Genomic DNA, 25,594 nt, shown 5'->3' with positions numbered 1-25,594 from the left:
TTGGAGTGGAGTTTCCGCGCGTCCTGGCGGGTTTGGCGGTAGTCGGGCATAGCGTGGCCGCGTGGAACGGACAAAGGGTGCGCAGTACCGGGAGTTGGGCGCCGTGCTCAAGGACCGGCGTGAGCAGGCCGGGCTGACGGTTGCGAAGTTGGCGCCGTTGATGGGCTTCTCGACGGCGAAGCTCAGCCGGATCGAGACCGGGCAGACCGTGATCGACGTGGTTGACGCGGTGACCTACCTCGGGCACTGCGGGCTCTACCGAGCCGATGTCATGGACATTCTCGCGCTCTGCCGCGAAGCCGAGCGCAGGTTGGGTTACTGGCTGAGCCCGCACGGCGAGTGGGTGGAGGATTCGCTCAACTCGTTGATCTACAACGAGGTCACGGCGGTGGAATCCACGATGTACGAGCCGCTGCTGGTGCATGGTCTGTTGCAGACGGCGGACTATGCGCGCATCTTGATCGAACGACCGCAATGGCGGGATCGCGATGGAGTCGATCAGGGCGTGCGCATCCGCTTGTTGCGGCAGAAGATCCTGGATGCGAGGCATCCGGCCAAGTTCGGCTTCTTCTTGCATGAACAGGCGCTGCGCCTCGAGGTCGGCGGTTCGGCGATCATGCATGAGCAGATGCTCAAGCTCCTCCTTGTTGGAGCCCTCGACCATGTCATGATCCGTGTCGTGCCAACGGGTTCGGCGTTCGGCGGAGCTTTCACGGTGTTCGAGTACAAGCACTGCCCGCCTCTTGTTTACCTGGACACCTATAGGACAGGTCTCTTCCTGGAAGACAAGGAATTTGTCGACCCGTTCCGCGAGTTGGTGTCAGTCATCTCCGAGGTCGCGCTGGATGAGGGACAATCACGCGAGTTGATTGCCGCCTTGGCTGGCAAGTATGACCTGAGGAGCGCGCGGGATGCGGATGACCGCTTGGAGGAAGAGCAGCTTTAGCGGTGGAGGCGGAAGCAGCTGCGTCGAGGTGGCGCTTGGTCTGGCCGGTGTGGCGGTGCGGGATTCAAAGAACACCTCCGGGCCGACCTTGAGGTTCGGCCCGGAGGCGTGGCGTTCCTTCGTTCCTAGGTAGCGGTGGAGGCGGGGTAGGCGACCGGGCTGCGGTAGCCGGCGGTGTTGACCGCCCGCACGCCGAAGGAGAAGTTGTCCTTGTTGACGCCGGGCAAGGTCACGGTGGTGACGTTGCCGACGGGGAGGACGTCCTCCCATTCGAGATCCGTGGTGTCCCGCATGACGATCTCGTAGCCGGCCAGGTTCGCCTCGGTGTTCGGGTTCCAGCGCAGGTCGGTGTCGGCGCGCAGGCCGGCCCGGTTGAACAGCGCGCCGCTGGGCACCGCCGGGGAGCGGGCCAGGTTGGCCAGGGAGATGGCGTTGACCCGCGCGGCCCGGGCGATGTAGTCGAAGTCGCAGAACTCCGGCAGGTCACCAAGCTGCACGCCGTTCTGGACCCCGACGTTGATGTGCTGGTGGCGGTAGTCCTCGTTGGGTTCGGTGAACCGGACGGCGGTGTAGCCCTGCTGTAGGAACGGGATGTGGTCACCGCCCCGCCCGTACCGGTCCCGCCGGTAGATGACCTTGACCTTCATCCGGGTGGCGTCGTTCTCCGCGACATCCTTGATATAGCGGGCAAGCTGCCGCGGCGGGGACTCGATCTCCCAGCCGCCGAAGCGGCGCCAGTCGGTCTCCAGCACGGTGTTCGCCACGCTCTGGATCCCTTCGCCGAAACAGCGGATCGTGAACGGGTCGTGCACGCCGTTCTGCCCGACGGAGCTGCCGATGATGTCGTTGGTGAACATGCCGGCAATGTTCTTGCCGGCCGTTTTTGCCGTGGTGGCAAAGAAGTTCGCGCCGAGCAGGCCCTGCTCCTCGCCGGCGACGGCCATGAACACGATCGTTGCGTCGAACGGGCGGGTGGCCATCACCCGGGCCATCTCCAGCACGGCTGCGACCCCGGACGCGTCGTCGTTCGCGCCGGGGGCGTCGGAGGTGAAGTCGACGACGTCGGTGGGCATCGAGTCGTAGTGGCCGCTCACGACGTAGGTCCGGTCGACCGAGTCGGGACTGGTACCGCGCAGGGTGGCCACCACGTTGGTGATCGGGGTGGGGACCGGGATTCGCGGTGCCACGTCCTGGATGTAGGACTGCAGTTCGACGGTCATCCGGCCGCCGGACGTCGCCGCCACCTTCTGGAACTCGTCGAACAGCCAGTCGCGGGCGGCGCCGATGCCGCGGGTGGGGTGGTCCTGCGAGGACAGCGTGTTGCGCGTGCCGAACGAGACCAGCTTGTTGATGGTGCGCTCGATGTTGCGAGGATTGATGTCCCGCAGCATCGCGCGGAGGTCCGAGGGGACGTGTCTGCCGTCCCCGGGCCCGTGCGAGTCCTCCTCGGCGTTCGCGGCGTTCGCGCCGATGATCGGAACCGTGCCGAGGATCGCCGCGCCGGCCAGCACGTTTCGTCTGGAGATAGCAGGGTTGTTGTCGTTCACGGTGCCTCCTGAGCAAACCGCGGACAGGACGCACCGAAGCTACGCCCGCGAGATCAGCACGTGTAGAGGCTGTTCGGATGGACCCGTTCGCAGTAACGGATGTGCAGATGGTTGTCGTGGTTGTCGAAAGGCGTGGTCAGACCTTCGTTGATCAGCGTCGGGTCGTTGAAGAAGATGAGCTTGACGTGACCGGGCGCGGCCGCGCGGATCTCGTTGACCAACTGGCGGGTGGCGGCGCGGTCGTAGGTCGCCGACTGCCAGGTGATCCGGCCGGCGGTGCACTGCGCGTTGTCGGTGCGGATCGGCCAGACGTCGATGTCCATCCCGACCGCGTGGCTGGCGTGGCCGGGGATGTCGCCGCCGTGCTCGAAACCCGCGTCGCCCAACGGAACCTGGCCCTGGCCGGTGCTGACGAACGCCCGGACCGCGGCCTCGAGCTGGCCCCAGGCCGCGCCGGTGGCCCAGTTCGCGGCGGTGCCGTTGCCGTCCGGGTCCTGGTCGCAGATGCCGGCGGACAGGTCGGGATAGGCGTAGTGCCAGACGAGGTTGCGCCAGGTGACCGGGCCCGCGACGCCGTCCACCCCGATGCCGGCGTGCTGCTGGAACGTCCGGACCGCGGCGTCGGTGGCCGCGTCGAACGTGCCGCTGACCGCGAGCGACAGCCGGCGCTTCTTGTTCAGCTCGGCCTGCAGCGCGCGCACCGCCGGGCCGCTGTCGCCCTGCCGGATCTGGACGACCAGCGCGCCCCAGGTGTTCGGCCCGACGATGCCGTCCACGGTGAGGCCGTGCTCCGACTGGAACGTGCGCACGGCGGTGTTCGTGGCCGGGCCGAACACACCGATCGGGTCGACCGGATGGCCGTGGTGGGCGAGCAGGTACTGGATGGCCTGCACGTCCGCGCCGCGGTTGCCGGTGCTCTGCGTGGGGAAGAACGCGGCGGCGAAGGCGTCGGCGGTGGCGGGCGTCGCGAGCAGGGCCGCCGCCACGAGGGGTGTCAGCAGGGTGATACCAGCGCCGCGTAGGTTCAGTCGAGGCATGGGTAACAGTATGGTGAAGTGGTCACGCCTTGTGGATGGCGAGTTGTGAACAGTTAACGGGGATCGGGGGAGCATGGATCAGGCGACGAGTTGGCCGAGCAGTGTGCCGCCCAGGGTGAATCTCGACCAGCCCAGCGCGGCCCGCATGTACGACTACTACCTCGGCGGGGCGCACAACTTCGCCGTCGACCGGGAGGCCGCCGAGCGGGCCATCGCCGCGCTGCCGGCCACGGTCGCCGGCGCGCGCACCAACCGGGCGTTCCTGCAGCGCGCGGTCCGGTTCCTGGTGGAGTCCGGGGTGCGCCAGTTCATCGACCTCGGCTCGGGGATTCCCACGTCCGGCAACGTGCACGAGGTGGCGCAGCACATCGACCCGGGCGTGCGGGTGGTGTACGTGGACATCGACGCGGTCGCCGTGACGCACGGGCAGTCGGTGCTGGACGGCAACGAGCGCTGCGCGTTCCTGCACGCCGACATGCGGGACGTGCGCGAGGTCATGGGCTCGCCGGAGGTGCGGAAGCAGATCGACTTCTCCCAGCCGGTGGGGCTGCTCATGGTGGCGGTGCTGCACTTCGTGCCGGACTCCGACGGGCTGCTCGACATCATCGCCCGGTACCGCGAGGAACTGCCGGTGGGGAGCCATCTCGCGCTCTCGCACATGAGCATGACCGGGCAGCCGCGGGAGTTCCTCGAGCGGTTCGCCGCGGTGTACAGCAACACCGCGAACCCGGTGATGCTGCGCTCGCGCGAGGAGATCGACGGGCTGTTCCAGGGTTTCGAACTGGTCGAGCCGGGGGTGGTGACGTTGCCGCTGTGGCGCCCGGACGGGATCAGCTACTTTGCCGAGGACCCCGAGCGGTTCCCCGGTTTTGCCGGCGTGGCAAGGAAAATGGACTGACGGTGGCGAGCATGTAGAGCGCCACCAGGGCCACCGGCACGCACCAGCCGAAGTGGCCGAGGTCGCCCGGCACCAGCGAGGCGACGACGGCAGCGAGGGTGGTCAGTGCCGCGCCCGCGAGAATTCCGCTGCGGGCACGGGTGAACCTGCGATTGTCGTTGGCCAGCAGGAACAGCAGCGCGGCCATGCCGACCACGCACGCCTGCCCGATCGAGGGGTGGCCGAGGGCCAGGCCGAGCACGGCGACCTGCACGACGACCGTCGCCGCGACCGGTGGCACCGCGCGGATCACCGCGACCGCCTTTCGGCCGGGCGGGGTGCGATGAAGGGGGCCTTCCTCGCACTGGGCGTGCGGAAGGCCCCCTTCATCGCACCGACTCCGCTCATCGCGGTGGCCTTCCGCTCTGGAGCGGGCGCCGGGCCAGCGGGTACAGCACCTCGTCCAAAGTGGACCACTCACCCCACGGCACGACCGGGATGCCGACGCTGGCCAGATCGCGGTGCAGCCCGCGGCGTTCCAGCCGCCAGAGCCGCTCCGCCATCGGGTCGGGTTCGCCGCCGGCCGGAGGCTCGCGGAGCACGTCGACGACCAGGGTGGCGTGCCCGCGGCCGCGGACGTCCTGCAGGGCCAGGCCGACCCGGGCGTCCAGCAGCGGGGTGAACGCGACCACGCAGGCGTGCGGCGGCAGCGCGGCCCGCGGCAGCCGACCGCCGGACGGCCGGAACGACGGCGGCGCGGCCGTGGCGTCCAGCACCGCGTCGGCGATCCGGTAGAACTGGCGCCGCCCGACGTCCGGGCCGAGCCAGCGCATGCCACCGCCGAGCGCCAGCACGCCCGCCCGGTCCCCGCGGCGCAGCGCCGCCTGGACGATCTCCGCGGCGCCGTGCACCGCGAGATCCAGGCACGCCTGGTCCGGGTCGGCGACCGGGTAGGTGTCCACCAGTGCGACCACGTCGGTGGCCCGCTCCGCCAGCCGCTCGGTCACATGCAGCCGCCCCAACCGCGCGCTCACCGGCCAGTTCACCTGGCCGAGCGGGTCGCCGGCGACATACGGCCGGATGGCGGCGAACTCGACACCCTCGCCGCGCCTTCGTCCGATGTGGACACCGATCCGGTCGGGCAGGCTGGCCGGCCGCGGCGACACGGTCAGCGGCGCGGGTTTGGGGTAGACCCGGATCTCCCCGGCCTCGGCACGAAGGGTGGCGGTCACCAGCCCGCCCGCGGTCCGCGCGGTGATCTCCACGGAAATGCTGAACCGTCCCCATCGGGTCGCCCGGATCTGCCACTCCGTTGCTGGTCCACTGTGGACGGTCTCGCCGGATATCAGTTCGAGGCCGGGCGGCAGCAGCGGGCGCAGCGATATCTCGTCGCACATTCCTTCCGAGTGGGCGTGGACCCGGATGGCCACCACCTCGTTTTCGAAGCACCGCTGGGTCTCCTGTTCGGGGCGCAGGGTGATGTGCGAGGCCGGGCGGACCCGGCAGCAGCCACCGGCCAGGGCGCCGAGCAACGGCGCGGCGAAGGCGATCAGCTCGGGGCGGCGCCCGATCAGGGCCAGCGCCAGTGCCGTGGCCGACGCGGTGGCCAGCGACAGCGTCAGCGGCGACGGGCGCCAGCGGACCGGCTCGGTCACGCCGACTCCTCCAGCCGTGGCGCGGGTTGCTGGCGCAGCAGCTCCTCGATCACCTGCTCGCTCCGCACCCGCCGCACCCACATCTCCGGCACCAGGCTGATCCGGTGTGCCCAGGCCGGCGCGGCGAGCGCCTTGATGTCCTCCGGGATCACGTAGTCGCGCCCGGCGAGGACGGCCCGGCCGCGGGCCAGCTGCACCAGGTCGAGCTCGGCGCGCGGGCTCACCCCGACGTCGACCCGGTGGTGCCCGCGGGTGGCGGCGGCCAGGGCCACGATGTAGCCCAGGATGTCCGGGTGCACCGAGACCGACTCCAGTGACTCGCGCATGGCCAGCACCTCGTCCACCCCGACGACCGGGCCGAGCGTGGGCGCCGCGGAGCCGCGGTCGATCCGGCGCTGCAGCATCTCCACCTCGCCGGCCTCGGGCAGGTAACCCAGCCGCACGCGCAGGGTGAACCGGTCGAGCTGGGCCTCGGGCAGCGGGTAGGTCCCCTCGTACTCGATCGGGTTGTCGGTGGCCAGCACGATGAACGGGTCGGGCAGCTTGTGCGTGTCGCCGTCCACGCTGATCTGCATCTCGGCCATCGCCTCCAGCAGCGCGGCCTGGGTTTTCGGCGGCGTGCGGTTGATCTCGTCGGCGAGCAGCAGGTGGGTGAACGCCGGGCCCGGCCGGAACCGGAACACGTTGCGGGCCTGCTCGTAGACGGTGGTGCCGATGAGGTCCGCGGGCAGCAGGTCCGGGGTGAACTGGACGCGGGTGAACCGCAGGCCGAGCGCGGTGGCGAAGGAGCGGGCGATCAGCGTCTTGCCCACCCCGGGCAGGTCCTCGATCAGCACATGCCCGCGGGCCAGGATGCCGAGCATGATCAGGGTGAGCGCGTCGCGCTTGCCGACCACGGCCAGCTCGACCTCGTCCAGCACCGCGGTGGCCAGGGCGGTCGTCGCGGATGACAGCAGTCTCACAGGCGCTCCAGCCGGTCGAGGATGCGGGCGAGCCCGTCACGGCCGGGGCCGGGGCGGTCGGGTTCGGCGGTGAACGGTTGCGCCGGATCCACCAGCGGCCACAGGTCGGGCCCGAGCAGCCGGCCGCCGGTGTGTGCCGGTTGGGGCAGCGCGGGGTCGCGCCGGGCCCGGAGCACCTCGGCGACCTCGCGGGCGAGCAGCGGGCGGACGTGCCGGTCCCAGTCGGCCCGGGACCCGTCCGCCCAGTCGAGCGTGGCCCGGGCCCGGTCCATCGACGTGTCCGGCAGCGGCGCCGGCTCATCGTCCACTGTGGACGCATCGGGACGGCGCGGGATGAGGTTCAGCCGCCAGGCGAACAGCGCGACGATGGCCACCACGTCGACGACCGTCAACCAACTCATGATCTGCCCTCGATGTCTACCAGGATCAAGCGGATCGCGGCGACGGCGTCCAGGCGGTCGTGCTCGGTCATCGGGTGTGGGCTGAACCGGGCCTCGTCGAACAGCTCGACCAGCCGCCACGCGCCGGGGGAGCGGACGGCGCCGAGCGCGGCGGCCCGGTGCAGCACCTCGGACGGGGAGTCGGCGGCGTGCGGGGCGGCTGCGGGCACGGTGGTCAGGGCGTTCTCCATGGCGGCATAGCTTCGGATGATCGCGGTCCGCGGGTCGTCGGCGGGTTGGGTGACGGCGGCCAGCGCGCGGTGGACCGCCTCGGCGAGCGTGGGCGGCGGCGGTGGTTTCGGGGCGGGCTCCTCAGCGGTGGACCGGATGTGCGCGATCGCCGCCACGATCAGCAGGGTGAGCAGCGTGGACGCCGCCACGAGCAGCCACGCCAGGTCCTCGGGTGCGCCGGTGACCGACGATGCCGGCGTGGGGCTGGGCCGCGGTTCGGCCGGCGGCGGGTCGGGACGGGAGAGCCGGGCCGCCAGGGCGGAGCCGGCGACGGTGACGGTGAGCAGGCCGAGCAGCGCCAGCGCGGCGAGCCATCGTCGGGGCGGCTGCCGGCCCGCCCGGCGTTGCACCGGAGGCCGGGGTGCGGGGCGGCGGCGATACCGGACCGCGGCGATCGTGAGGAGCACGGTCGCGGGGATCGCGAGGGCGAGCAGGATGGCGAAGGGGAGCGAGGTGTGCCCGGGGTCGGGGGTGCGGGCCGGAGCTTCGGCCGGGGCGTCGGCGGGGTGGGTGGCGAGTCCGATGACGGTCACTCCCACGAGCAGCGCCAGCACGGGCAGTCGGGCGTAGGGGCTCACGAACCGGCGCAGGCTCATGCCTGGTTCAACGAGGATGGGTGGCTCGGGGGTGCGCCGCGAGTCCCCGGTTCAGGACCGCGAGTCCCCGGTTCAGGCAGTCGAGTTCCCGGTTTCGGCTAGCGAGCCGCAGGTCTCAACCGCGAACTCGCTGACTGGAAGTGCGAACTCGCGTGCTGGAAGTGGGGACTCGCGTGCTGGAAGTGGGGACTCGCAGGATCAGACCAGGGCGGGGAGCACTTGGCCGAGCGGCTCGCGCAGCACCACCTCGGCGAGGTCGTCGTAGGGGGTCTCGGAGCCGTTGCACACAACGACCGTCGCGCCGGCGTGCGCGGCGAGCCCGACCAGGCCAGCGGCGGGTTGCACGGTGAGCGAGCTGCCGGCGACGAGCATCAGGTCGCAGCCGAGGGCGGCGTCGCGCGCGCGGGCGAGCACCGCCACGTCGAGCGGCTGTCCAAAGGAGATGGTCGCGGACTTGAGGATGCCGCCGCAGAGCAGGCACGGCGGGTCGGGCTCGCCGGCGGCCACCCGGTCGAGGGCTTCGCGCATCGTGCGGCGGTCGGCGCAGGTCAGGCAGATGGTCTCGAACATCGTGCCGTGCAGCTCGATGACCAGGTCGGGGTCGGAGCCGGCGCGCTGGTGCAGGCCGTCGATGTTCTGGGTGACGATGGCGGTCAGCCGGCCGGTGCGCTCCAGGGTGACCAGCGCGCGGTGCGCGGCGTTCGCCTGCGCGTCCCACGCGCCGTGCGACGCGCGGGTCTGCCAGGAGCGCCGGCGGACGTCGGGGTCGGCGACGTAGTTGTGGATGGTGAAGAGCTTCTCGGCCTCCGGGTTCTTCGTCCACACGCCGTTCGGGCCGCGGAAGTCGGGGATGCCGGATTCGGTGGAGATGCCGGCGCCGGTCATGGCCACGACCCGGCCTGCCGTTGCCACGAGGGACCGCGCCCGCTCAACCTGACGCTGGCTCATGTTCACCTACCGATGGTACGTAATTCTCCGACTCTGTTTCCGAGTTGGAGGTTGCGCATCATGACCCTGCTCCGCCGCCTCACCGCCACCGGATCCGCGCTGCTCACCGGCGCCGCGCTGATCATGGTGAGCCCGACCCCGGCCGCCGCCGCACCCACCGACGCGGCACTCGCGCTGCGCTGGGCACCAGTGCACTACCAGGACACCGACTCATCCGACTACGACGCCGACTACCTGTCCACGATCGACTACGACGCCGAGTGGGACACCCTCAACAACTGGGAGCACCAGGACGACAACCTCGCCCGGCTCACCGGCTGGATGTACTACTCGGTGGTGGAGACGTCCACCCACTGGTTCCTGGTGTACGCGTACTACCACCCGCGCGACTGGGAGGACTTCCCCGACCCGTTCGAGCTCTTCACCCACGAGAACGACATGGAGGGCATGCTGCTGACCGTGCGCAAGGACGGCAGCGAGTTCGGCGCGCTCGAGGCCATGGTCACCGTGGCGCACGACAACTTCTACTCCTACCTGCCGGCCGGCAGCCCGTACACCGCCGGGCGGGAGAGCGTGGACGGCACGCTGATCGTGCAGAACGTCGGCGGTGTCCCGCACCCGGCCACGTTCCAGGAGGCCAAGGGCCACGGCGCGTTCGGCTGGAACGGCGCCAACTTCCCCGGCAGCGACGGCGTCGTCTACTTTCCGAGCGCCACGGCCGCCGAGGTCCCGTCCAGCGGCAACGACCGGTCGGTGGCCTACCGGCTGGCCGACACGTTCGCCGCCGGCGGCATGTGGGCGCGCCGCTCGGATCCGGTCACCTACGCCAGCTTCGGCACCTTCCGCGGCGACAACGGCGCGGACAACTCGGCGAACGCGCCGTGGGGCTGGGACGACCACGACGACGGCGGCGACATCCCGCGCGGCCTGCTCGCCACCGACCCCGCGTACCTCGTGTCGGTGTACTTCGCCAACCGCGGCTCGTTCAGCCTGACCTACACCCGCAACGGCTTCCGGGCCTAGCACTTCGTGCTGTTCGGCGTGTTGGCCTCTGGCGTCGCCATGTTGGCCCGTGGCGTCGTTGTGTTGGCGTGTGGCGTCGCCGTGTTGGCCAAGGGTGCGTGGTGGGCGCCATCCGCTGCGTCCGGCGTCGTCGTCGCCAGCCAACACACCCACGCCAGAAGCCAACACAGCGACGTGAGGCGCCAACACAGCGACGTGAGGCGCCAACACAGCGACGTGAGGAAGCGCGGCTGCTGTACTAGGTCAGGATGCGCCAGAGGAACTCGTAGATCAGGGCCGACTTGAACGCGAGCTGCTCGTTGTCAGCCGCCGCGCCGTGGCCGCCTTCGATGTTTTCGTAGTAGCGCACGTCGTGGCCGGTCTCGAGGAGCCGGGCGACCATCTTGCGGGCGTGGCCGGGGTGCACCCGATCATCCCTTGTGGACGTGATGAGCAGGGCCGGCGGGTAGGTCCGTCCACTGCCGACGTTGTGGTAAGGGGAGAACTCCTTGAGGTAGACGGCATCGGCCGGGTCGTCCGGATCGCCCCACTCGGCGATCCAGGACGCCCCGGCCAGCAGGCGGTGGAAGCGGAGCATGTCCAGGACGGGAACCTGGGCGACGACCGCGCCGAACAGTTCGGGGTGCTTGGTGAGCATCACGCCCATCAGCAGGCCGCCGTTGCTGCCGCCCTGGATGGCGAGTTGTGCCGGGGTGGTGATCCCGCGGGTCACCAGATCCCGTGCCACGGCGGTGAAATCCTCGTACACCCGGGCGCGGTCGGCCTTCAGCGCGGACAGGTGCCAGCGGGGGCCGTACTCGCCGCCGCCCCGGGTGTTGGCCACCACGTAGGTTCCGCCGCGGGCCAGCCAGCCGCGCCCGAGCGTGCCGCTGTAGCCCGGGGTCAGCGAGATCTCGTAGCCGCCGTAGCCGTAGAGCATCGTGGGTCCGGGGCCGTCGCCGCGGCCCACCACGAAGTAGGGCACCCGGGTGCCGTCGGCCGACACCGCGAAGTGCTGCTGGACGGTCAGCCCGGATGCGTCGAAGAAGGCCGGTGCCTGCTTGAGGATCTCCGGCTCGGCGCCGATCTCACCACGCTCCAAAGTGGACGGAAGGGTGAACCCGCTGACGCTGAGGAAGTACTCGTCGCTCTGGTGCGGGTCGACCCCCACGATCTCGGCCACGGCCAGTTCCGGCACTGCCCCGAGATCCGCGCGGCGGAGACCGTCGGGGCCGGGGGTGAGCACCTCCAGCCGGCTCCGCACGTCGACCAGCGAGGCGATGATCAGGTGGTGTCGCGTCCAGACGTGGTAGCTCAGCGCCGAATGCTCGTCCGGTTCGAAGAGGACGATCAGATCTTGTTGCCCCGCAATGAACTTCTCGAAATCCGCGACCAGCAACGCGCCCGCCGGGTAGGTCGTCCCGTCGACCGTCCATTCGGTCTTGGTCGTCACCAGCAACCACTCGCGGTGCACGTCGATCCGGGCGTCGTCCGGCACCTCGATCCGCGCCAGGTCCCCGCCCGGGGTGCGCAGGTACTTCTCGCTCCGCCAGAAGTCGATGCTGCGGCTGACGATGTCCCGCTCGAACCCGTCGGTCGAGTCGTGGTACCCGTGCACGGAGACATCGTCCGGCTTCCCCTCGTACACCGTCACGGCCTCGGCCAGCGGCGTGCCGCGGCGCCACTCCCTGACGATCCGTGGATATCCCGAGGTGGTCATCGACCCCTCGCCGAAGTCGGTGCCGACGAAGATCCGGTCCGCGTCGATCCAGCTCACGTACGACTTCGCCTCGGGCAGCTCGAACCCGCCGTCGACGAAGGACCGGGTCTCCAGGTCGAACTCCCGCACCACGGCCGCGTCCGCGCCACCCCGGGAGAGTTCCACCAGGGCCAGCCGGTACTCCGGCCGCAGCAACGCGGCGCCCTCCCAGACCCAGCTCTCGCCCTCGGCCTCGCCCAGCGCGTCCACGTCGAGCAGGATCTCCCAGGCGGGCCGGTCCTTCCGGTACTCGTCGAGTGTGGTCCGCCGCCAGAGGCCGCGCGGGTGGTCGGCGTCCTGCCAGAAGTTGTAGAGGTACTCACCCCGGCGTCGCGGGTAGGGGATCCGGTCGTCGGCGTCGAGGACCTGGCGGATCTCGTCGCGGAGCTCGGCGAAGCGCTCGCCACCGGTGAGCTCGGTGACGGACTCGGCGTTGCGGTCCCGTACCCAGTCCAGGGCGGTCTCGCTCGTGACCTCTTCCAGCCAGAGGTAGGGATCGTCGGTCATGGTTGTCAGTGTGCCAGTGGCGGTCGCGGAGGCCTCCGCCCGCGGGGGGCCGCGTTGGGATGCCTGAGGTCGGCCACGATCCGCGACTCGCGCCGGAACCGCGCGCGGAACTCCTGGTCGGTGACCGAAGCCGGCAGCCGGCCGCCCGGAAAGCAACGTGACGTTGCTTGCCCTCTAGCGCATGAACGTGACGTTGCTTCCCCGCGCCGATCAACTACGGCAGGCGCCAGGTTTGGGCGCCGGTGGAGTTGCAGGTCCAGATCTGGAGCTGGGTGCCGTCGGCGGTGTTGCTGTTGGGCACGTCCAGGCACTTGCCTGAGGGCGGGTTGACCAGCGCGCCGCCGGGGCGGGGCCACCACTGCTGGGCGCCCGTGCTGTTGCAGTCCCACAGCTGGAGCTTGGTGCCGTCGGACCGTCCACTGTGGTCGATGTCGAGGCACTTGCCGAGGGCACGGACGCTGCCGTCGGAGGCGAGGGTCCACACCTGGGCGCTGCTTCCGTTGCAGGTCCACAGCTGGATCTTGGTGCCGTTGGCGGTGCTGCTCTGGTTGACGTCGACGCACTTGCTCGCCAGCCCGGTGATCGGACCGGTGCGCGCCGGGTTCGGGCCCACCTCGAACGAGGGTGGCGCGTCGGCCGCGGCGGAGCCCCACGACGTGTTCGGCGTCGACGACAAGGTGAACGCCAGCGTCCCGCCGGTGGCCACGAAAGACTCGGTCAGCCAGGGACGATTCGACGAAACTCCGTTCGCCGTAAGACTTTGCACGTATTTCACGGTGTCCGACGCGTTCGGTGCGCTGATGTCGATCACCGCGCCGTTGCCGCGGCGGATGGTGATGCCGGGGAACTGCGGGCTGGCCAGGACGAGCTCGGAGCGGCCGGGCACCTCCGGGTAGAGGCCGATTGCGGCCCAGACCGCCCAGGAGGACATCTGGCCGAGGTCGTCGTTGCCGACGTAGCCGTCCGGGGTCGCCTTGAAGATCGAGGTCAGCGCGCGGCGGACGACGTCGGCCGTTTTGTAGGGAGCGCCGGCGTAGGCGTAGGCCCACGGGGTCTCCAGGCTGGGCTCGTTGCCGAGGTAGGCGTTCGCCTTGGTGGGTCCGGCGTTGAGCTCGGTGAAGAACGCGTCGAGCCGGGGGAGCACGGCGGCGTTGCCACCCATCGCGTCGAACAGGCCGCGGTAGTTGTACGGGACCATCCAGGTGTACTGGGCGGCGTTGCCCTCGACGTACTCGTTCTGCTGGGTCGGGCTGAACGAGGGGAACGTGGTGTCGGCGTTGCGCGGCTGGAGGTACCTGTTGCGCGACTCGAACAGGTCGCGCCAGTACTGGGCGCGGCGCAGATAGGACTCGGCGGTCGCGGTGTCGCCGAGCCGGCCGGCGAACGCGGACACGGCGAAGTCCGCGCTGGTGTACTCGAGCGTGGTGGCCGCGGAGCCCCAGACCCCGCCGGTGCCGGTGGGGACGTAGCCCATCGTGTCGTACTGCTGGAAACCGGGCCGCTGGCGCCCGTCGTGGCTGCCGGTGAGCATCCGCTGCAGCCCGGCCGCCGCGTCGAAGTCGCGTGCCCCGAAGGCGTACATGTTCGCGATGATGATCGAGAGCGGGTCGCCGTTCATCACGCCGGTGCCGCCGTTGGCCACGGTCCACCGGTCCAGGTAGCCGCCCTGGGTGGCCTGGTTGATCGCGGACTGGGCGATGTCGGAGGCCTGCGCCGGTGCCAGCAGTGCCACGAGTTGTACCTGCGAGCGGTACACGTCCCAGCCGGAGAAGTCGGCGTACTGCGTGTGCCCGGCGACCGTGCTGTGCACCCGGGCGTCGAAGCCCGTGTACTGGCCGTTCGTGTCGCTGAACACGTTGGGGTGCAACAGGGAGTGGTAGAGGTTGGTGTACAGCACCTGGCGCTGGGTGGTCGTGCCGCCGGTCACCGCGATCCGGCTGAGCAGGTCGTTCCACGCGGCCCGGGTGCCGGTCCGGACATCGTCGAAGGACCGGCCGCCCTGCTCCGCGTTGAGGTTGGCGCGCGCCCCGTCGACGCTGACGAACGAGATGCCGACCCGGGCGGTCACCGTCCGGCTCGCGCTGGTGTCGAACGAGACGAACGCCGCCGCGGCCAGCGGCTCGACCGCGCCCGTGGTCGCCTCGGGTGCGGGGGCGAGCCGGGTGTCCACACCCGACTGCGACGCCGCGGTCTTCGGCGACGCCGGCACGGTTCCCTTGCTGCTGCCCTCGATGGAGCGCCGCGAGTTGTCCACCTTGCCGTCCGGACCGGCGACGCCCGCGGACACGAACGGCCGGTCGAACTCGATGGAGAAGTGCAGCCGGTAGCGGTTCCCCGCGCCGCAGAACCCGCCGCTGTCGGTGAATCCGGTCAACGTGCTGGTGCCGACGGTGATCGTGCCGCTGGCCGCGTTGAACGCCTTCGCCGCGTCCACCGACAGGGACGCCTGCTGCCCGGCGGGGTAGGTGATCCGGGCCAGTCCGCTGCGCGCGGTGGTGGTCAGTTCCGTGCGCACGCCGTTGTCGAACGTCACCGAGTAGTAGCCGGGCGCGGCGGACTCGTTGGCGTGCGAGAACGTTGAGAAGCTGACCGGGCTGCCACCGAGCGCGGGCATGAACGGCACGTTGCCGAAGTCGCTGCAGCCCGGCCCGGACAGGTGGGTGAGGCTGAACCCCTTGATCCGGTTGTCGTCGTAGTGGTAGCCGCCGTGCTGGTGCAGCACGGTGTCCGGGCTCCACTGCAGCATGCCGAACGGGGCGTCCGCGCCGGGGAAGGTGTTGCCGGCGCCGCCGCCGTGGCCGAAGTCCGGGCCGCCAGGTTTCGTTCCGACGAACGGGTTCACGTACTGGGCCGGATCGTCGATGACGACCCCGACGACGGGCCCCGCGTGGGCGACGGCGGCCGGGGCGACGGCGAGGGCAAGGGCGGTACCGGCGGCCAGCAGCGCCGCGAATATCGGATACCGGTGCATGGCGTACTCCAGCAGGGAGGAGTTGACAACGTTGTCAGCGTTGCATCCTCCCAGCGGGCCGGGCCGCCGGGAAGGCTGGAGCGCTGACTTCGCCCGGTTGGACCAGCGGTTCGGCCGGTTTTGTCAGCAGGTGAGACAGCGTTGTCAACCGACCGGTCGGTGCGCCGGGTAGCCGCCTGTTTCTCCAGGTGACACCCCCAAGGGAAACGGGTGGGATGCCGGTATTGACCGTTGTTTGGACGCGGTCCAGGATTGCCGCAGGTGCCGAAAATGTCCCGTGGCGGGGCCCGCCTCAACAATGTCGTTTGACCAGTGCCGGCCCACCTGCCGGTTTGGGCAATCGAGCGATTCGGAGCGCGGTTGGCCAAAGTATTTCGGCGAGCTTCGTAAATCCCTGCCGGATTCCTGCTTCTTTGCATAAACAGTTCCCGTGCGTCGCCGACCCACCGGTTCCCCTGACCCCCGGTGGTGCGGCGGCTAATGCTGATGGAGAGGAATGACGTGAAGCTTAGATTGAGAACTTCACGGAATCCGTTACTGATCATGACCGCCGCGGTGATCCTCGCCGTGGCGCAGGTACTGATCATGTCGGGCTCCGCGACGGCGGCCGTGCCCTTTGAAGTGGCAAACCTCGACGGCGCCGGAAACAACGCGGCCAACCCCAACTGGGGCCGGGCCGGCCAGCCCTACTCCCGGGTCGCCGCCGCGCGCTACGCCGACGGCCGCAGCCAGCCGGTCACCGGGCCGAACGCCCGGATGGTCAGCAACCGGGTCCACAGCGACATCGCCCAGAACATCTTCTCCGAGCGGCAGTTGGACGCCTGGGGTTGGGCCTGGGGCCAGTTCCTAGACCACACCTTCGGCCTGCGCCAGTCCGGCACCGAGAACGAGAACATCGCGTTCAACGCGGCCGACCCGGATGAGCAGTTCACCAACAACCTCGGCACGATCGCGATGCAGCGTTCGGCCGCCGCACCCGGGACCGGCGTGAACAACCCACGCCAGCAGGTCAACACCGAAAGCTCGTACATCGACGCGGAAACGGTCTACGGTGCCTCGGCCACCCGGCTGGACTGGCTGCGGGACGGCACGGTCGACGGCAACCCGGCCAACAACGCCGCCACGCTGATGCTGCAGAACGGCTTCCTGCCCAGGAAGACCGCCCGTGGCAACGCGAACACCGCGCCGGCCATGGACGTCGACGGCATCCTGCTGGCCAACCCGAACAGCGCCATGGTCGCCGGCGACGTGCGGGCCAACGAGAACCTGTTCCTTACCGCGACGCACACCCTGTTCGCCCGCGAGCACAACCGGATCGTGAACGCCCTGCCCGCCTCGCTCAGCCAGGAGGACAAGTTCCAGATCGCGCGCCGGGTCGTGGTCGCCGAGCAGCAGTTCGTCACCTACAACGAGTGGCTCCCGGCGATGGGCGTCACGCTGCCCGCCTACACCGGGTACAAGAACAACATCGACGCCACACTGTCCAACGAGTTCGCCACCGTCGGATACCGGGCGCACAGCCAGATCCACGGTGAGATGGAGATCGAGGCCGAGGCCGGCACCTACAGCGCGGCGGACCTCGACTTCTTCCGGGCCCAGGGCCTCGAGGTCGAAGAAGGCGACGAGGTCGCCGTCGTGATTCCGCTGAACCGCGGCTTCTTCAACCCCGACTTGGTCCCGCGGTTGCAGCTTGGACCGCTGCTGGAGGCCATCGGCGCCGAGGCGCAGTACAAGAACGACGAAATGATCGACAACCAGCTGCGCAGCGTGCTGTTCAAGGTGCCGAACTCCAGCAACCCGGACTGCCTCGACGGGCCGGAGCTGCCGGACTGCTTCAACGGCGTGACCGACCTCGGTGCGATCGACATCGAGCGGGCCCGTGATCACGGCATGCCGAGCTACAACCAGCTACGGGTGGCCTACGGGCTGCCGGCGGTGACCTCGTTCACCCAGATCACCGGCGAGGCCAGCCAGACGTTCCCGCCTGGCACCGGCATCGACACCCCGGCGAGCCTCGAGTTCACGCAGCTGCGCGACCCGTTCAACCAGGTTGTCGACCCGGTGGCGGACCCGGTGCGGGCCGACACCACGATCGACAAGGCCACCCGGCGGGCCCCGCTGGCCGCGAAGCTGGCCGCGATCTACGGCAACGTGAACAATGTGGACCCGTTCATCGGCATGGTGTCCGAGCAGCACGTGGCCGGATCGGAGTTCGGCGCGTTGCAGCGTGCAATGTGGACCCGGGAGTTCACCCGGCTCCGGGACGGTGACCGGTTCTTCTTCGGCAACGACCAGGGCCTGACGTTCATCCGCAACACCTACGGGATCGATTTCCGCAGCAACCTCGGCGACATCATCTCGCGCAACGCCGGCATCGACCGGGCGGAGCTGCCGGGCAACGTGTTCTTCACGCACGGCGACAACCCGCCGACCAGCTGCCGGGTCGAGTACCACATCACCAACCAGTGGACCGGGAGCACCAACGGGTTCCAGGTCAGCCAGAACATCACCAACACCGGATCGACGCCGATCACCAACTGGACCGAGCGGTTCGTGTTCGCCAACGGCCAGCAGGTCTCGTTGCTCTGGAACGGGGTGGTGACGCAGGACATCAACAGGGTGCCTGCGCAGAACGCGTCCTGGAACAACCAGATCAACCCGGGTCAGACCGTCCAGGATGTCGGGTTCACGGCCACCTGGAACGGGGTGACCAACGCCAGACCGACGGCGATCAGCCTGAACACCACGGCCTGTACGGTCGTCCAGAGTTAAGTAATCCCTGAACCGGTCCCGTGCACATCGCACGGGACCGGTTCAGCTCAAGCACTGGTAATGGCAATAATTGGAGTTGCCCAAACTAAACCCCCTAGGGCCTGTTGCAACATGTGGTCGCAGTACCACAATGAGTGAGTCATGGGGAGGAGTGCCAGGCGCAAAAGGGGTAGGTGTACATGATCCGTGTAGCGCTGCGCTCTCCTCGCCGTCTGTTCAGAGACGCGCTGGCAGGGTGCCTCGAGGCGAGGCCCGAGTACGCGGTGGTCGGCAGTGTCGCTGATCTCGACGACCTGCCCATGCTGTGCGAGCTGCAACACCCGGACGTGGTGCTGGTGGACGTGGGGGGCGGCATCGGCACGGACCCGCAGGTGTTGAAGCGGCTCAAGGACTGCGTCGACCTGGCCCGGCTGGTGGTCGTCTACGAGCGACTGTCCTCGGCCGAGCTCGGCGCGCTCTGGCAACTCGGCGTCGACACGCTGCTGCCGTGCTCGCACGGGCTCGATGCGTTGCTGGTCGTGTTGCAACGTTACGTTGCGACGTACCGGAACCACCCGGTCCGCTCGGCCGGCCTGGAGGACGGGCTGACCGAGCAGGAGGGGAAGATCATCTCTCTGCTCAGCGCCGGGCACACGGCCAACCGAATCGCCCAGCTGCTGGACATCAGCACCTCCGCGGTCGCCAACGCCAAGCGGCGGATCTACCGCAAGCTCGAGGTCGCCAGCCAGTGCCAGGTGGTGGCCCGGGCGACCGCGCTCGGCATCGTCACCAGACCGCCGGCGCGCCCGGCGACCAACGGCAGACCGGTGGACACCGTGGTCGCGGTGCTGCGCGGCGAGTCCGGCCCGACCCGCGACCGGGTGGCCGCCACCCTGCTGGCCGCCGGCATCTCGGTGGCCACGGACGTGGACGCCAACAGACCGAGACCCGAGGAGGGCGAGGCCTCCGAGTCGGTGTTCGTGGTCCTCGTCGACCCTGCCCCCACGGACTGGCCCACCGGATGGGACGCCGGCCTTCCGGTCGCGCTCGTCCGCAGTACCCCGCCACCGCGCGCCGAGGTGCTCGGCGCCCTGCTCCGCGGCGCACTGACCGTCGTCACCGCCGACCGGGTCGCCACCGACCTGGTGCCCGCCCTGACCCTGGCCACGCACGGCTACCTTGCTATCGAGGAGAGCGCCGCCGGTGCCCTGCTCGATGCCGTGCGCGGCCCCTCCGGGGGCTCCGCTCCCGGCCTGCCGGAGCTGACCTCCCGCGAGTGCGACATCCTCCGCTCCATCGCGAACGGTCACACCGTCCGGCTCACCGCCCGCGCGCTCGGCATCGCGGAGAAAACCGTCGAGAACACCCAGGCCCGCCTGTTCCGCAAACTTGGCGCGCGCAACCGTCCGGGAGCGCTGGCCGCCGCACACGCTTTGGGCCTGCTCGACCTCATCCCCGCCGCCCGCACTCCCGCTGAACCGCCTCTCCGGAATTAACTGCTGTCGTTGCGTTCCAGCGAACGCTGCGGTTGTCAGGTTGATTGTGGCTGGGTTGCGTCACGTTCCCCTGAGGTGCGGTTGGTTGGGCGGAGGCTTTCTAACCGTTGTCCAGCAAGGGGTTTCGGTAGCTGTGCGTCGCGTCGAACCGGGACAGCAGGTACGGTCCGGCCTGCTGCGGCGGGTACTTCGCGCCGTCGGCCACGCAGCTCTGTAGGCAGCTGATCGTGGCGTGGAACGGCGGCGTGACGAACAGTGGCATGGAGTAGCGATCGGTGTCCGGCGGATTGACCACCCGGTGCGGGTTGGAGATCCACCGGTCATTGGTCCAGATCGCCATCAGGTCGCCGATGTTCACCACCAGCGCGTCGCCGGGCACCCGCACGTCGATCCAGGTTCCGTTGCGGTGCATGACCTGTAGCCCGCCGATGCCGTCATCGGCGAGCACCGTGACGGTGCCGTAGTCGGTGTGCGCGCCGCAGCCGAGTTGGCCCGGCGCCGGGGTGTGCGAGCGCTGCGGCGGGTAGTGGATCAGCCGGAGGTGGTACATGGTCTCACCGCCGGGCAGCGTGGTGATGTGCTCGTCGGAGAGGCCGAGCGCGCGGGCCATCGCCCGCTGCACCCGTTCGGCCGCCTCGATCGCCTGGCTCCGGTAGGTGGTCCAGACCTCATGGAAGCCGGGCAGGTCGGGCAACTGGTTCGGGCCGAAGAGCGGTACCCCGGCGCGCACCTCGGGGTGGTCCGGACCATGCTCACCGCCGGTGTCCAGTGTCTCCTTCAGATCGCCGACAGTGTCCAAAGTCTCCGCCGCGATGCCGACATAACCCCGGTGGTGCGCCGACTTCTCAATGGCGATGGCCTGCTTTCGGGGCAGTGGCAGGGCGAAGAACTCCCGCGCCGCGTCCAGCATCGCGGCCCTGACGCCGTCCTCGACGCCGTGCCCGGTGATCAGGAAGAAGCCGGTCTCCCGGCAGGTGGCGTCGACGGTCGCGGCGACGCGGTCCCGCTCGGCCTCGGACCCGGCGCCGGCGAACGGGCTCACGTCGATGATGGGTAGCCGCACAAGCTCCTATCCTGCCGGTTCCAGCAGCCGGCGCACCTCGGACGGCGGGTGCCCGAGGTGCGCGCGCATGGTCCGGCACAGGTGTGCCTGGTCGGCGAAACCCAGGTCCGCGGCCAGGACCGCCAGGTTCCGCTCCCCGGCGGCCAGCCGGTCGAGAGCCCGGCCGACCCGGATCCGGTTGCGGTAGCGGGTCAACGGCACGCCGGTCTCGCGCGGGAACGCCCGGCTGAGCCGGTACGGCGAGACGCCGAGCAGCGCGGCCAGCGGCAGCAACCCGGCCGCGGCCGGATGATCGGCGGCGAGGGCCTCCCGCGCGGCGGCCACCAGGGCCCGGTCCCGGGCGGCACCACCCGGCGGCGCCCTGCGCAGGGCCTGGGCCAGCGCGCCGAGCAACTCCTCGGCGACGCCGTACCCGATGTCGCCGGCCGCCGCCGCGGCCAGCAGGCGGCGGTGCGTGAGGTCGAGCCGGGCGTCCACGTACACCGCCGGCCCGGCGCGCGAGTCGCCCGCCATGACGTGCCACACGTCGGGCGCGACGCCCACCCAGGTGCACACGTCCCCGCCGGCCGGGTGCGCGAACCGCTCGTCCTCGTCCGGCGCCATCAGGTAGCCCACGGCCGGATCGGCGTCGACGGCGACCCCGCGCGCCAGCCGGCGGAATCGTCCATGCCGGACCAGCACCAGCCCGTACCCGGTGCGCGGCTCGGCCGCCGGCATCCATCTAACATGATCGTTTGCGCAGGTCACCGTCGTGATCGTGAAGCCGGACCGGCCGCCACGGCCACGCTGCTGAGCACGCGGTCACGCTACGCCCGGGCGCCGACAGTCACCGCAAGAATGCCCAACCCCGGCCCGGGCCGGGGTTGGGCAGGCTCTCGCCCATGGCATCCGTGCGCAAGGAGATCATGATCGAGGCGAGCCCGGACGACGTCTGGGCGGCGCTGCGCGACGTCGGCGCGCTCCACGAACCCCTGGTCCCCGGCTTCGTCGTGGACACCCGGCTCGAGCCCGGCGCCCGCGTCGTCACGTTCTTCAATGGGGGCGTGGCCCGCGAGCTCATCGTGGACCGCGACGACGCGGCCCGGCGTCTGGTGTGGTCGGTGGTCGCTGGTCCGCTGGGCCTGAGCCATCACAACGCCTCCGCGCAGGTGTTCCCGGACGGTCCGGGCCACAGCCGGTTCGTGTGGATCGCCGACGTGCTGCCGCACGAGGTGGCCGAACCCATGGGCGAGCTCATGTCCGCCGGCATCGCGGTGGTGAAGCGGACCCTGGAGGCGGCCGGGGCGCCTGATCGTCTCGAGATCCGGTCGAGCCGGGGGCCACTGTGGACCTTGTGCCCTTTCGCTCGGCAGACTTCCCCGGGAATCTGGGTCGAGCCGAGCTGAACGGGGTGGGAGCCATGGGTGCCAAGGTCGACACCTGGGACATGGTGTTGGTGCACAAGATGTTCCGGCGCGAGTTCGCCGCGCTGCCGGAGCTGGTCCGCGCGGTGGCCGCCGGGGACCGGGCGCGCGCGGAGATCGTCGGCGGGCACGCGGCCGTGCTCACCCGCGGGCTGCACCATCACCACACCGGCGAGGACGAGATGCTCTGGCCGCTGCTGCTGTCGCGGATCGGCGCGCTCGACGCCGAGCTGGTGCGGCGCATGGAAACCCAGCACGAGGTGGTGTCCTCGCTGCTCGAGCGCATCGACCCGGTGCTGATCCGCTGGCGCGCGGGGGCCGACGAGGTGAGCCGGGACGAGCTGGCGGCGCTGATCGCGGAGCTGTCGGTGGCGCTCGACGAGCACCTCGACGACGAGGAGAACCACATCCTGCCGCTGGTCTCCGACCACATCACGCAGGTTGAATGGACCGCCCTCGGCGAGCACGGGCAGAGCGGGATCCCCAAGGGCCGCAAGGGGTTGGTCGCACTCGGCGCGATCCTGCGGGACGCCACTCTGGACGAGCGGACCCGGTTCATGGCGCTGCTGCCGGCGCCGGTCCGGCTGATCTGGCGCACCGTCGGCGTCGGCATCTACCGCAAGGATCACGCCAAGCTCTACGGTGCCGCCGCCGAAATCCGTTGACCCCGCGGCGGCGTCCCCAGCACGCTGGGCGCCGTGCTGATCCGTGACGCGACCCCGGCCGACTGGCCGGCGATCTGGCCGTTCCTCCAGCAGATCGTGGCCGCCGGAGAGACCTACGCCTACGACCGGAACCTGACCGAGGAGCGGGCCCGGGAGATCTGGCTGCTCGACCCGCCCGGCCGCACCGTCGTCGCGGTCAACGACCATGGCACCGTGCTCGGCTCCGCCAAGATGAACCCCAACCAGGGCGGCCCGGGCGCACACATCGCCAGCGCCAGCTTCATGGTCGACCCGGCCCACTCCGGCAAGGGCGTCGGCCGCGCCCTCGGCCAGCACGCCCTCGACTGGGCCCGCGCGGCCGGCTACCGCGCCATGCAGTTTAACGCCGTCGTCGAAGCCAACACCCGCGCGGTCGCCCTGTGGAAGTCGCTCGGCTTCGAGATCATCGGCACCGTCCCGGAAGCGTTCCACCACCCGGTGAATGGCTACGTGGGGTTGCACATCATGCACCGCCCGCTCCACTTGGGCGTGTGATGATCACCGCGGAAAGCCCCGCGCCGACCAACACAACCTCAGGGGACCGTCACGGGGCCCAGCCACAATCGACCACACGACCGCAGCGTTCCCCGGGAACGCAACCACTGCATCAAATTCCGGAGGGGCGGACTAGTCTGGGCCAGTTCCGCGACGGATCCGTGATCATCCAGGAGAAGTCGAAGGTGCTGATCCTGCTGTACCCGCTGACCGACCACATCGCGAACCGCGAGATCGAAGAGATCCGCCAAGCCTACAAGGACCAGTTGCAGCAGCAGCCGGTGCTCCGGGTCGACACCCGCGAACGGGTTTCCTTCTAGTGTCCTGTCGTGGGTAGGGCCCGCACACTCGCTGAGGTGTTTCGGCGCTTCGGTGAGGTCGACGCCGCCGGAACATCGCCGCTGTATGAGCGCGTCGCCGTGGCCCTGAGTGAGTCCGACGAGGCGTTGCGCGCCATCGAGGCGGTGCCGGCGCGCAAGCGGCATCCCACGGTGATCCTCGCCGCGCTGCACGATCTCGCCCTCGCCGGACGCGCCCCGGCGCTTGCCGCGGCCTATGCCGCCGCGGACGGCGAGGCTGCCGCTGGCGCGGCGATCGACACGCTGTTGCGCATGACCGACTCGGTCGTGGCCATCGCCGTGCGCCGGCGGACGCGGACCAACGAGACCGGACGCTGCGCCGTGCTGTATCCGGCCATCACCGAGGCGGCGCGCCGGGTGGGCGCGAATGCGGTTGGGCTGATCGACGTGGGCTGTTCGGCTGGGCTCAATCTCACTGTCGATCGCGTTGGCATCACCTACAGCAACGGACAATCGCTGGGCGACCCGTCATCTCCCGTGCAGCTGTCGGCTTCGGTCGTGGGAGACCGGCCCATCCCGACGCGGGCGATGCCCGAGGTCGTCGCCCGGGTCGGCGTCGACCTCGATCCGGTCGACGTGACCGACGCGGAAGACGCCCGATGGTTGCGCGCCAGCCTGTGGCCGGATCAGCCGGAGCGGATCGCGAGGCTGGAAGCGGAGATGGCCTTGGCGGCGACAGCCCCCGCGCTGCTGCTGGCTGGTGACGCCGTCGAGGTGCTGCCCGACGCCGTCGCCCATGTACCCTCCGACGCCCTGCCGGTCGTCACCACGACGTGGGCGCTGTCGCACTTCCCGCTCGAGAGCCGCCTGCGCTTCCTCCATCGCCTCGACGAAGCGGCGGCCGGCCGGGCGGTGGCGTGGGTGTCAGCGGAGGGGGTCGGAGTCGCGCCGACGATACCGACACTGGGCGATCGCCGCGCCTCCGGCCACAGCATCATCGGCCTGGCGTTGTTCGACCACTCGACTCTGCACGCCGAGGCCCTTGGCCGCTGCTGGTCGCGGGGCCGCCTGCTGGCGTGGCTGGCAGACTAGGCGAACGCTTTCCGGAACGCCGCGACGGTGGTGCCCTCGTTGTCGAGGATCGCGAACACGACGTGGCTGAACATGCCGGCGAACGGACCGCCGGTGCGCAGCAGGCCGGCGAACACACCGGCCACTGTGGACGGATCGTTGCCGAACACGCCGCAGCCCCAGGCACCCAGCACCAGCCGGCGGTGGCCGTGCCGGCGGGCGACGGCCAGCACCTTGCCGGCGCGGCGGTGCAGGATCGCCGGGATCTCCGCCAGCTGCGCCGGATCGGTGATGGCCGAGACGTTCGGCGCCGCCGCGGTCAGGAACGCGACCCGGTATGGCCGGGACAGCAGCGCGCCGGCGTCGTCGCGGAACACCGGGATGCCGGGGGAGTAGATCACCCGGTCGCTGTACCGGGCGTCCCGGTTCGCGTTGTGGAACTCGTAGAACTCCGGTGCGGCCACCAGCGACGCGGCCAGCGCCGAGGACCGCGCCAGGCTCTCCTCCTGCGCCGCCGCGCCCGACCGGTATCCCCCGCCGGGCTTGCGGGCGGAGGCGAAGTTCAAGCACGCCACCGGATCCGGCGCGGCCCCGGCCAGTCTCCTGGCCGCCGCGAGGGTGGACTCTTCGGTCACCTCGACCAGCGCACGCTCGTTCGGCGGCGGTCCCTCATCCACGGCGTGCTCCGGCCGGTACAGAATCGTGCCCCGCACCGCGCTCACGACCGCGTCGGCGATGACGACCTCGGCGCCGGACCGGGTGGCATACCGTCCCGCATGGACGATCTCATCGGTTTGCCGGGCGATGTCGGCCCGCTGCTGGCGGCTCATGCCA

At 70.1% G+C, this 25,594-nt stretch carries 24 protein-coding genes; 11 read left to right on the top strand and 13 right to left on the bottom strand.

Features of this window, described 5'->3' with window-relative positions; genetic code table 11:
* The first annotated feature begins 61 nt into the window (after nt 1-61).
* Complete coding sequence (locus VGR06_RS35670; protein WP_327563614.1) at nt 62-946, top strand: helix-turn-helix transcriptional regulator; 885 nt, start codon at nt 62-64, stop codon at nt 944-946.
* Entirely contained in the window at nt 912-1,079 is a 168-nt protein-coding gene (locus VGR06_RS35665) for a DUF397 domain-containing protein (protein WP_327563613.1), read from the top strand. Before VGR06_RS35670 ends, VGR06_RS35665 begins: the two co-directional genes overlap by 35 nt.
* Here VGR06_RS35665 and VGR06_RS35660 read toward each other — a convergent pair.
* Nucleotides 1,072-2,493 carry a M28 family metallopeptidase gene (locus VGR06_RS35660; protein WP_327563612.1) on the bottom strand — a complete coding sequence of 474 codons (1,422 nt, stop codon included), beginning with the start codon at nt 2,491-2,493 and terminating at the stop codon, nt 1,072-1,074. The two genes, VGR06_RS35665 and VGR06_RS35660, sit on opposite strands and share 8 nt — an antisense overlap.
* Nucleotides 2,494-2,546: 53 nt before the next feature.
* Nucleotides 2,547-3,530, bottom strand: a complete 984-nt coding sequence (locus tag VGR06_RS35655) for a penicillin-insensitive murein endopeptidase (protein ID WP_327563611.1) — start codon at nt 3,528-3,530, stop codon at nt 2,547-2,549.
* A 73-nt stretch (nt 3,531-3,603) separates the two neighbouring features.
* Between VGR06_RS35655 and VGR06_RS35650 the strand changes: the two genes are divergently transcribed.
* Nucleotides 3,604-4,428: an SAM-dependent methyltransferase gene (locus tag VGR06_RS35650; RefSeq protein ID WP_327563610.1), complete on the top strand. Its 825-nt coding sequence runs from the start codon at nt 3,604-3,606 to the stop codon at nt 4,426-4,428.
* Here the strand turns inward: VGR06_RS35650 and VGR06_RS35645 are convergent.
* From VGR06_RS35645 to VGR06_RS35620, 6 genes are all read right to left on the bottom strand, one after another.
* Nucleotides 4,361-4,720 (bottom strand): hypothetical protein, encoded by a 360-nt coding sequence (locus VGR06_RS35645; protein WP_327563609.1) that lies wholly within the window; start codon nt 4,718-4,720, stop codon nt 4,361-4,363. The two genes, VGR06_RS35650 and VGR06_RS35645, sit on opposite strands and share 68 nt — an antisense overlap.
* Nucleotides 4,721-4,811: 91 nt before the next feature.
* On the bottom strand, nt 4,812-6,062 hold the full coding sequence (locus tag VGR06_RS35640) for a DUF58 domain-containing protein (protein WP_327563608.1): 1,251 nt from the start codon (nt 6,060-6,062) through the stop codon (nt 4,812-4,814).
* Nucleotides 6,059-7,024 (bottom strand): MoxR family ATPase, encoded by a 966-nt coding sequence (locus tag VGR06_RS35635; protein WP_327563607.1) that lies wholly within the window; start codon nt 7,022-7,024, stop codon nt 6,059-6,061. The genes VGR06_RS35640 and VGR06_RS35635 overlap by 4 nt, the downstream gene beginning before the upstream one ends.
* Nucleotides 7,021-7,425: a hypothetical protein gene (locus VGR06_RS35630; protein ID WP_327563606.1), complete on the bottom strand. Its 405-nt coding sequence runs from the start codon at nt 7,423-7,425 to the stop codon at nt 7,021-7,023. Before VGR06_RS35630 ends, VGR06_RS35635 begins: the two co-directional genes overlap by 4 nt.
* The gene (locus tag VGR06_RS35625) at nt 7,422-8,291 is read right to left on the bottom strand and encodes a DUF4129 domain-containing protein (protein WP_327563605.1); all 870 of its coding nucleotides are present in this window, start codon (nt 8,289-8,291) and stop codon (nt 7,422-7,424) included. Before VGR06_RS35625 ends, VGR06_RS35630 begins: the two co-directional genes overlap by 4 nt.
* A 198-nt stretch (nt 8,292-8,489) precedes the next feature.
* The gene (locus VGR06_RS35620; protein WP_327563604.1) at nt 8,490-9,239 is read right to left on the bottom strand and encodes a Sir2 family NAD-dependent protein deacetylase; all 750 of its coding nucleotides are present in this window, start codon (nt 9,237-9,239) and stop codon (nt 8,490-8,492) included.
* A 60-nt stretch (nt 9,240-9,299) separates the two neighbouring features.
* Here VGR06_RS35620 and VGR06_RS35615 point away from each other — a divergent pair, with 60 nt between their 5' ends.
* On the top strand, nt 9,300-10,262 hold the full coding sequence (locus VGR06_RS35615; protein ID WP_327563603.1) for a hypothetical protein: 963 nt from the start codon (nt 9,300-9,302) through the stop codon (nt 10,260-10,262).
* Nucleotides 10,263-10,500: 238 nt separating this feature from the next.
* On the opposite strand, the gene VGR06_RS35610 is transcribed toward VGR06_RS35615, so the two are convergent.
* Entirely contained in the window at nt 10,501-12,507 is a 2,007-nt protein-coding gene (locus VGR06_RS35610; protein WP_327563602.1) for a prolyl oligopeptidase family serine peptidase, read from the bottom strand.
* 214 nt (nt 12,508-12,721) lie between these two features.
* Nucleotides 12,722-15,478: a lectin gene (locus VGR06_RS35605; protein ID WP_327563601.1), complete on the bottom strand. Its 2,757-nt coding sequence runs from the start codon at nt 15,476-15,478 to the stop codon at nt 12,722-12,724.
* Nucleotides 15,479-16,021: 543 nt separating this feature from the next.
* On the opposite strand from VGR06_RS35605, the gene VGR06_RS35600 reads away from it, so the two are divergent.
* Both VGR06_RS35600 and VGR06_RS35595 read left to right on the top strand, forming a co-directional pair.
* Nucleotides 16,022-18,250 (top strand): peroxidase family protein, encoded by a 2,229-nt coding sequence (locus VGR06_RS35600; RefSeq protein WP_327563600.1) that lies wholly within the window; start codon nt 16,022-16,024, stop codon nt 18,248-18,250.
* A gap of 263 nt (nt 18,251-18,513) precedes the next feature.
* On the top strand, nt 18,514-19,725 hold the full coding sequence (locus VGR06_RS35595) for a LuxR C-terminal-related transcriptional regulator (RefSeq protein ID WP_327563599.1): 1,212 nt from the start codon (nt 18,514-18,516) through the stop codon (nt 19,723-19,725).
* Between the two features lie 100 nt (nt 19,726-19,825).
* Here VGR06_RS35595 and VGR06_RS35590 read toward each other — a convergent pair whose 3' ends face one another.
* Nucleotides 19,826-20,788 (bottom strand): isopenicillin N synthase family dioxygenase, encoded by a 963-nt coding sequence (locus VGR06_RS35590; RefSeq protein ID WP_327563598.1) that lies wholly within the window; start codon nt 20,786-20,788, stop codon nt 19,826-19,828.
* Between the two features lie 6 nt (nt 20,789-20,794).
* Nucleotides 20,795-21,505: an AraC family transcriptional regulator gene (locus VGR06_RS35585; protein ID WP_327563597.1), complete on the bottom strand. Its 711-nt coding sequence runs from the start codon at nt 21,503-21,505 to the stop codon at nt 20,795-20,797.
* Nucleotides 21,506-21,669: 164 nt separating this feature from the next.
* On the opposite strand from VGR06_RS35585, the gene VGR06_RS35580 reads away from it, so the two are divergent.
* From VGR06_RS35580 to VGR06_RS35560, 5 genes are read left to right on the top strand one after another with little or no spacing between them, the layout of a single operon-like run.
* Nucleotides 21,670-22,173, top strand: coding sequence for an SRPBCC family protein (locus VGR06_RS35580; protein WP_327563596.1), 504 nt, complete (start codon nt 21,670-21,672; stop codon nt 22,171-22,173).
* Between the two features lie 14 nt (nt 22,174-22,187).
* The gene (locus tag VGR06_RS35575) at nt 22,188-22,856 is read left to right on the top strand and encodes a hemerythrin domain-containing protein (RefSeq protein WP_327563595.1); all 669 of its coding nucleotides are present in this window, start codon (nt 22,188-22,190) and stop codon (nt 22,854-22,856) included.
* Nucleotides 22,857-22,889: 33 nt separating this feature from the next.
* Nucleotides 22,890-23,390 (top strand): GNAT family N-acetyltransferase, encoded by a 501-nt coding sequence (locus VGR06_RS35570; RefSeq protein WP_327563594.1) that lies wholly within the window; start codon nt 22,890-22,892, stop codon nt 23,388-23,390.
* The gene (locus tag VGR06_RS35565; RefSeq protein WP_327563638.1) at nt 23,390-23,710 is read left to right on the top strand and encodes a DUF3574 domain-containing protein; all 321 of its coding nucleotides are present in this window, start codon (nt 23,390-23,392) and stop codon (nt 23,708-23,710) included. The genes VGR06_RS35570 and VGR06_RS35565 overlap by 1 nt, the downstream gene beginning before the upstream one ends.
* 36 nt (nt 23,711-23,746) lie before the next feature.
* The gene (locus tag VGR06_RS35560; protein WP_327563593.1) at nt 23,747-24,781 is read left to right on the top strand and encodes a DUF2332 domain-containing protein; all 1,035 of its coding nucleotides are present in this window, start codon (nt 23,747-23,749) and stop codon (nt 24,779-24,781) included.
* Here the strand turns inward: VGR06_RS35560 and VGR06_RS35555 are convergent.
* The gene (locus VGR06_RS35555; protein WP_327563592.1) at nt 24,778-25,590 is read right to left on the bottom strand and encodes a TIGR02452 family protein; all 813 of its coding nucleotides are present in this window, start codon (nt 25,588-25,590) and stop codon (nt 24,778-24,780) included. The genes VGR06_RS35560 and VGR06_RS35555 overlap by 4 nt on opposite strands.
* Nucleotides 25,591-25,594 lie beyond the last annotated feature (4 nt).

This window comes from Actinophytocola sp. (assembly GCF_036002505.1).
GTDB lineage: Bacteria > Actinomycetota > Actinomycetes > Mycobacteriales > Pseudonocardiaceae > DASYTH01.
The sequence above is the reverse complement of the archived record's forward strand: the minus strand, read 5'-3'. Positions and strand labels throughout refer to the sequence as shown.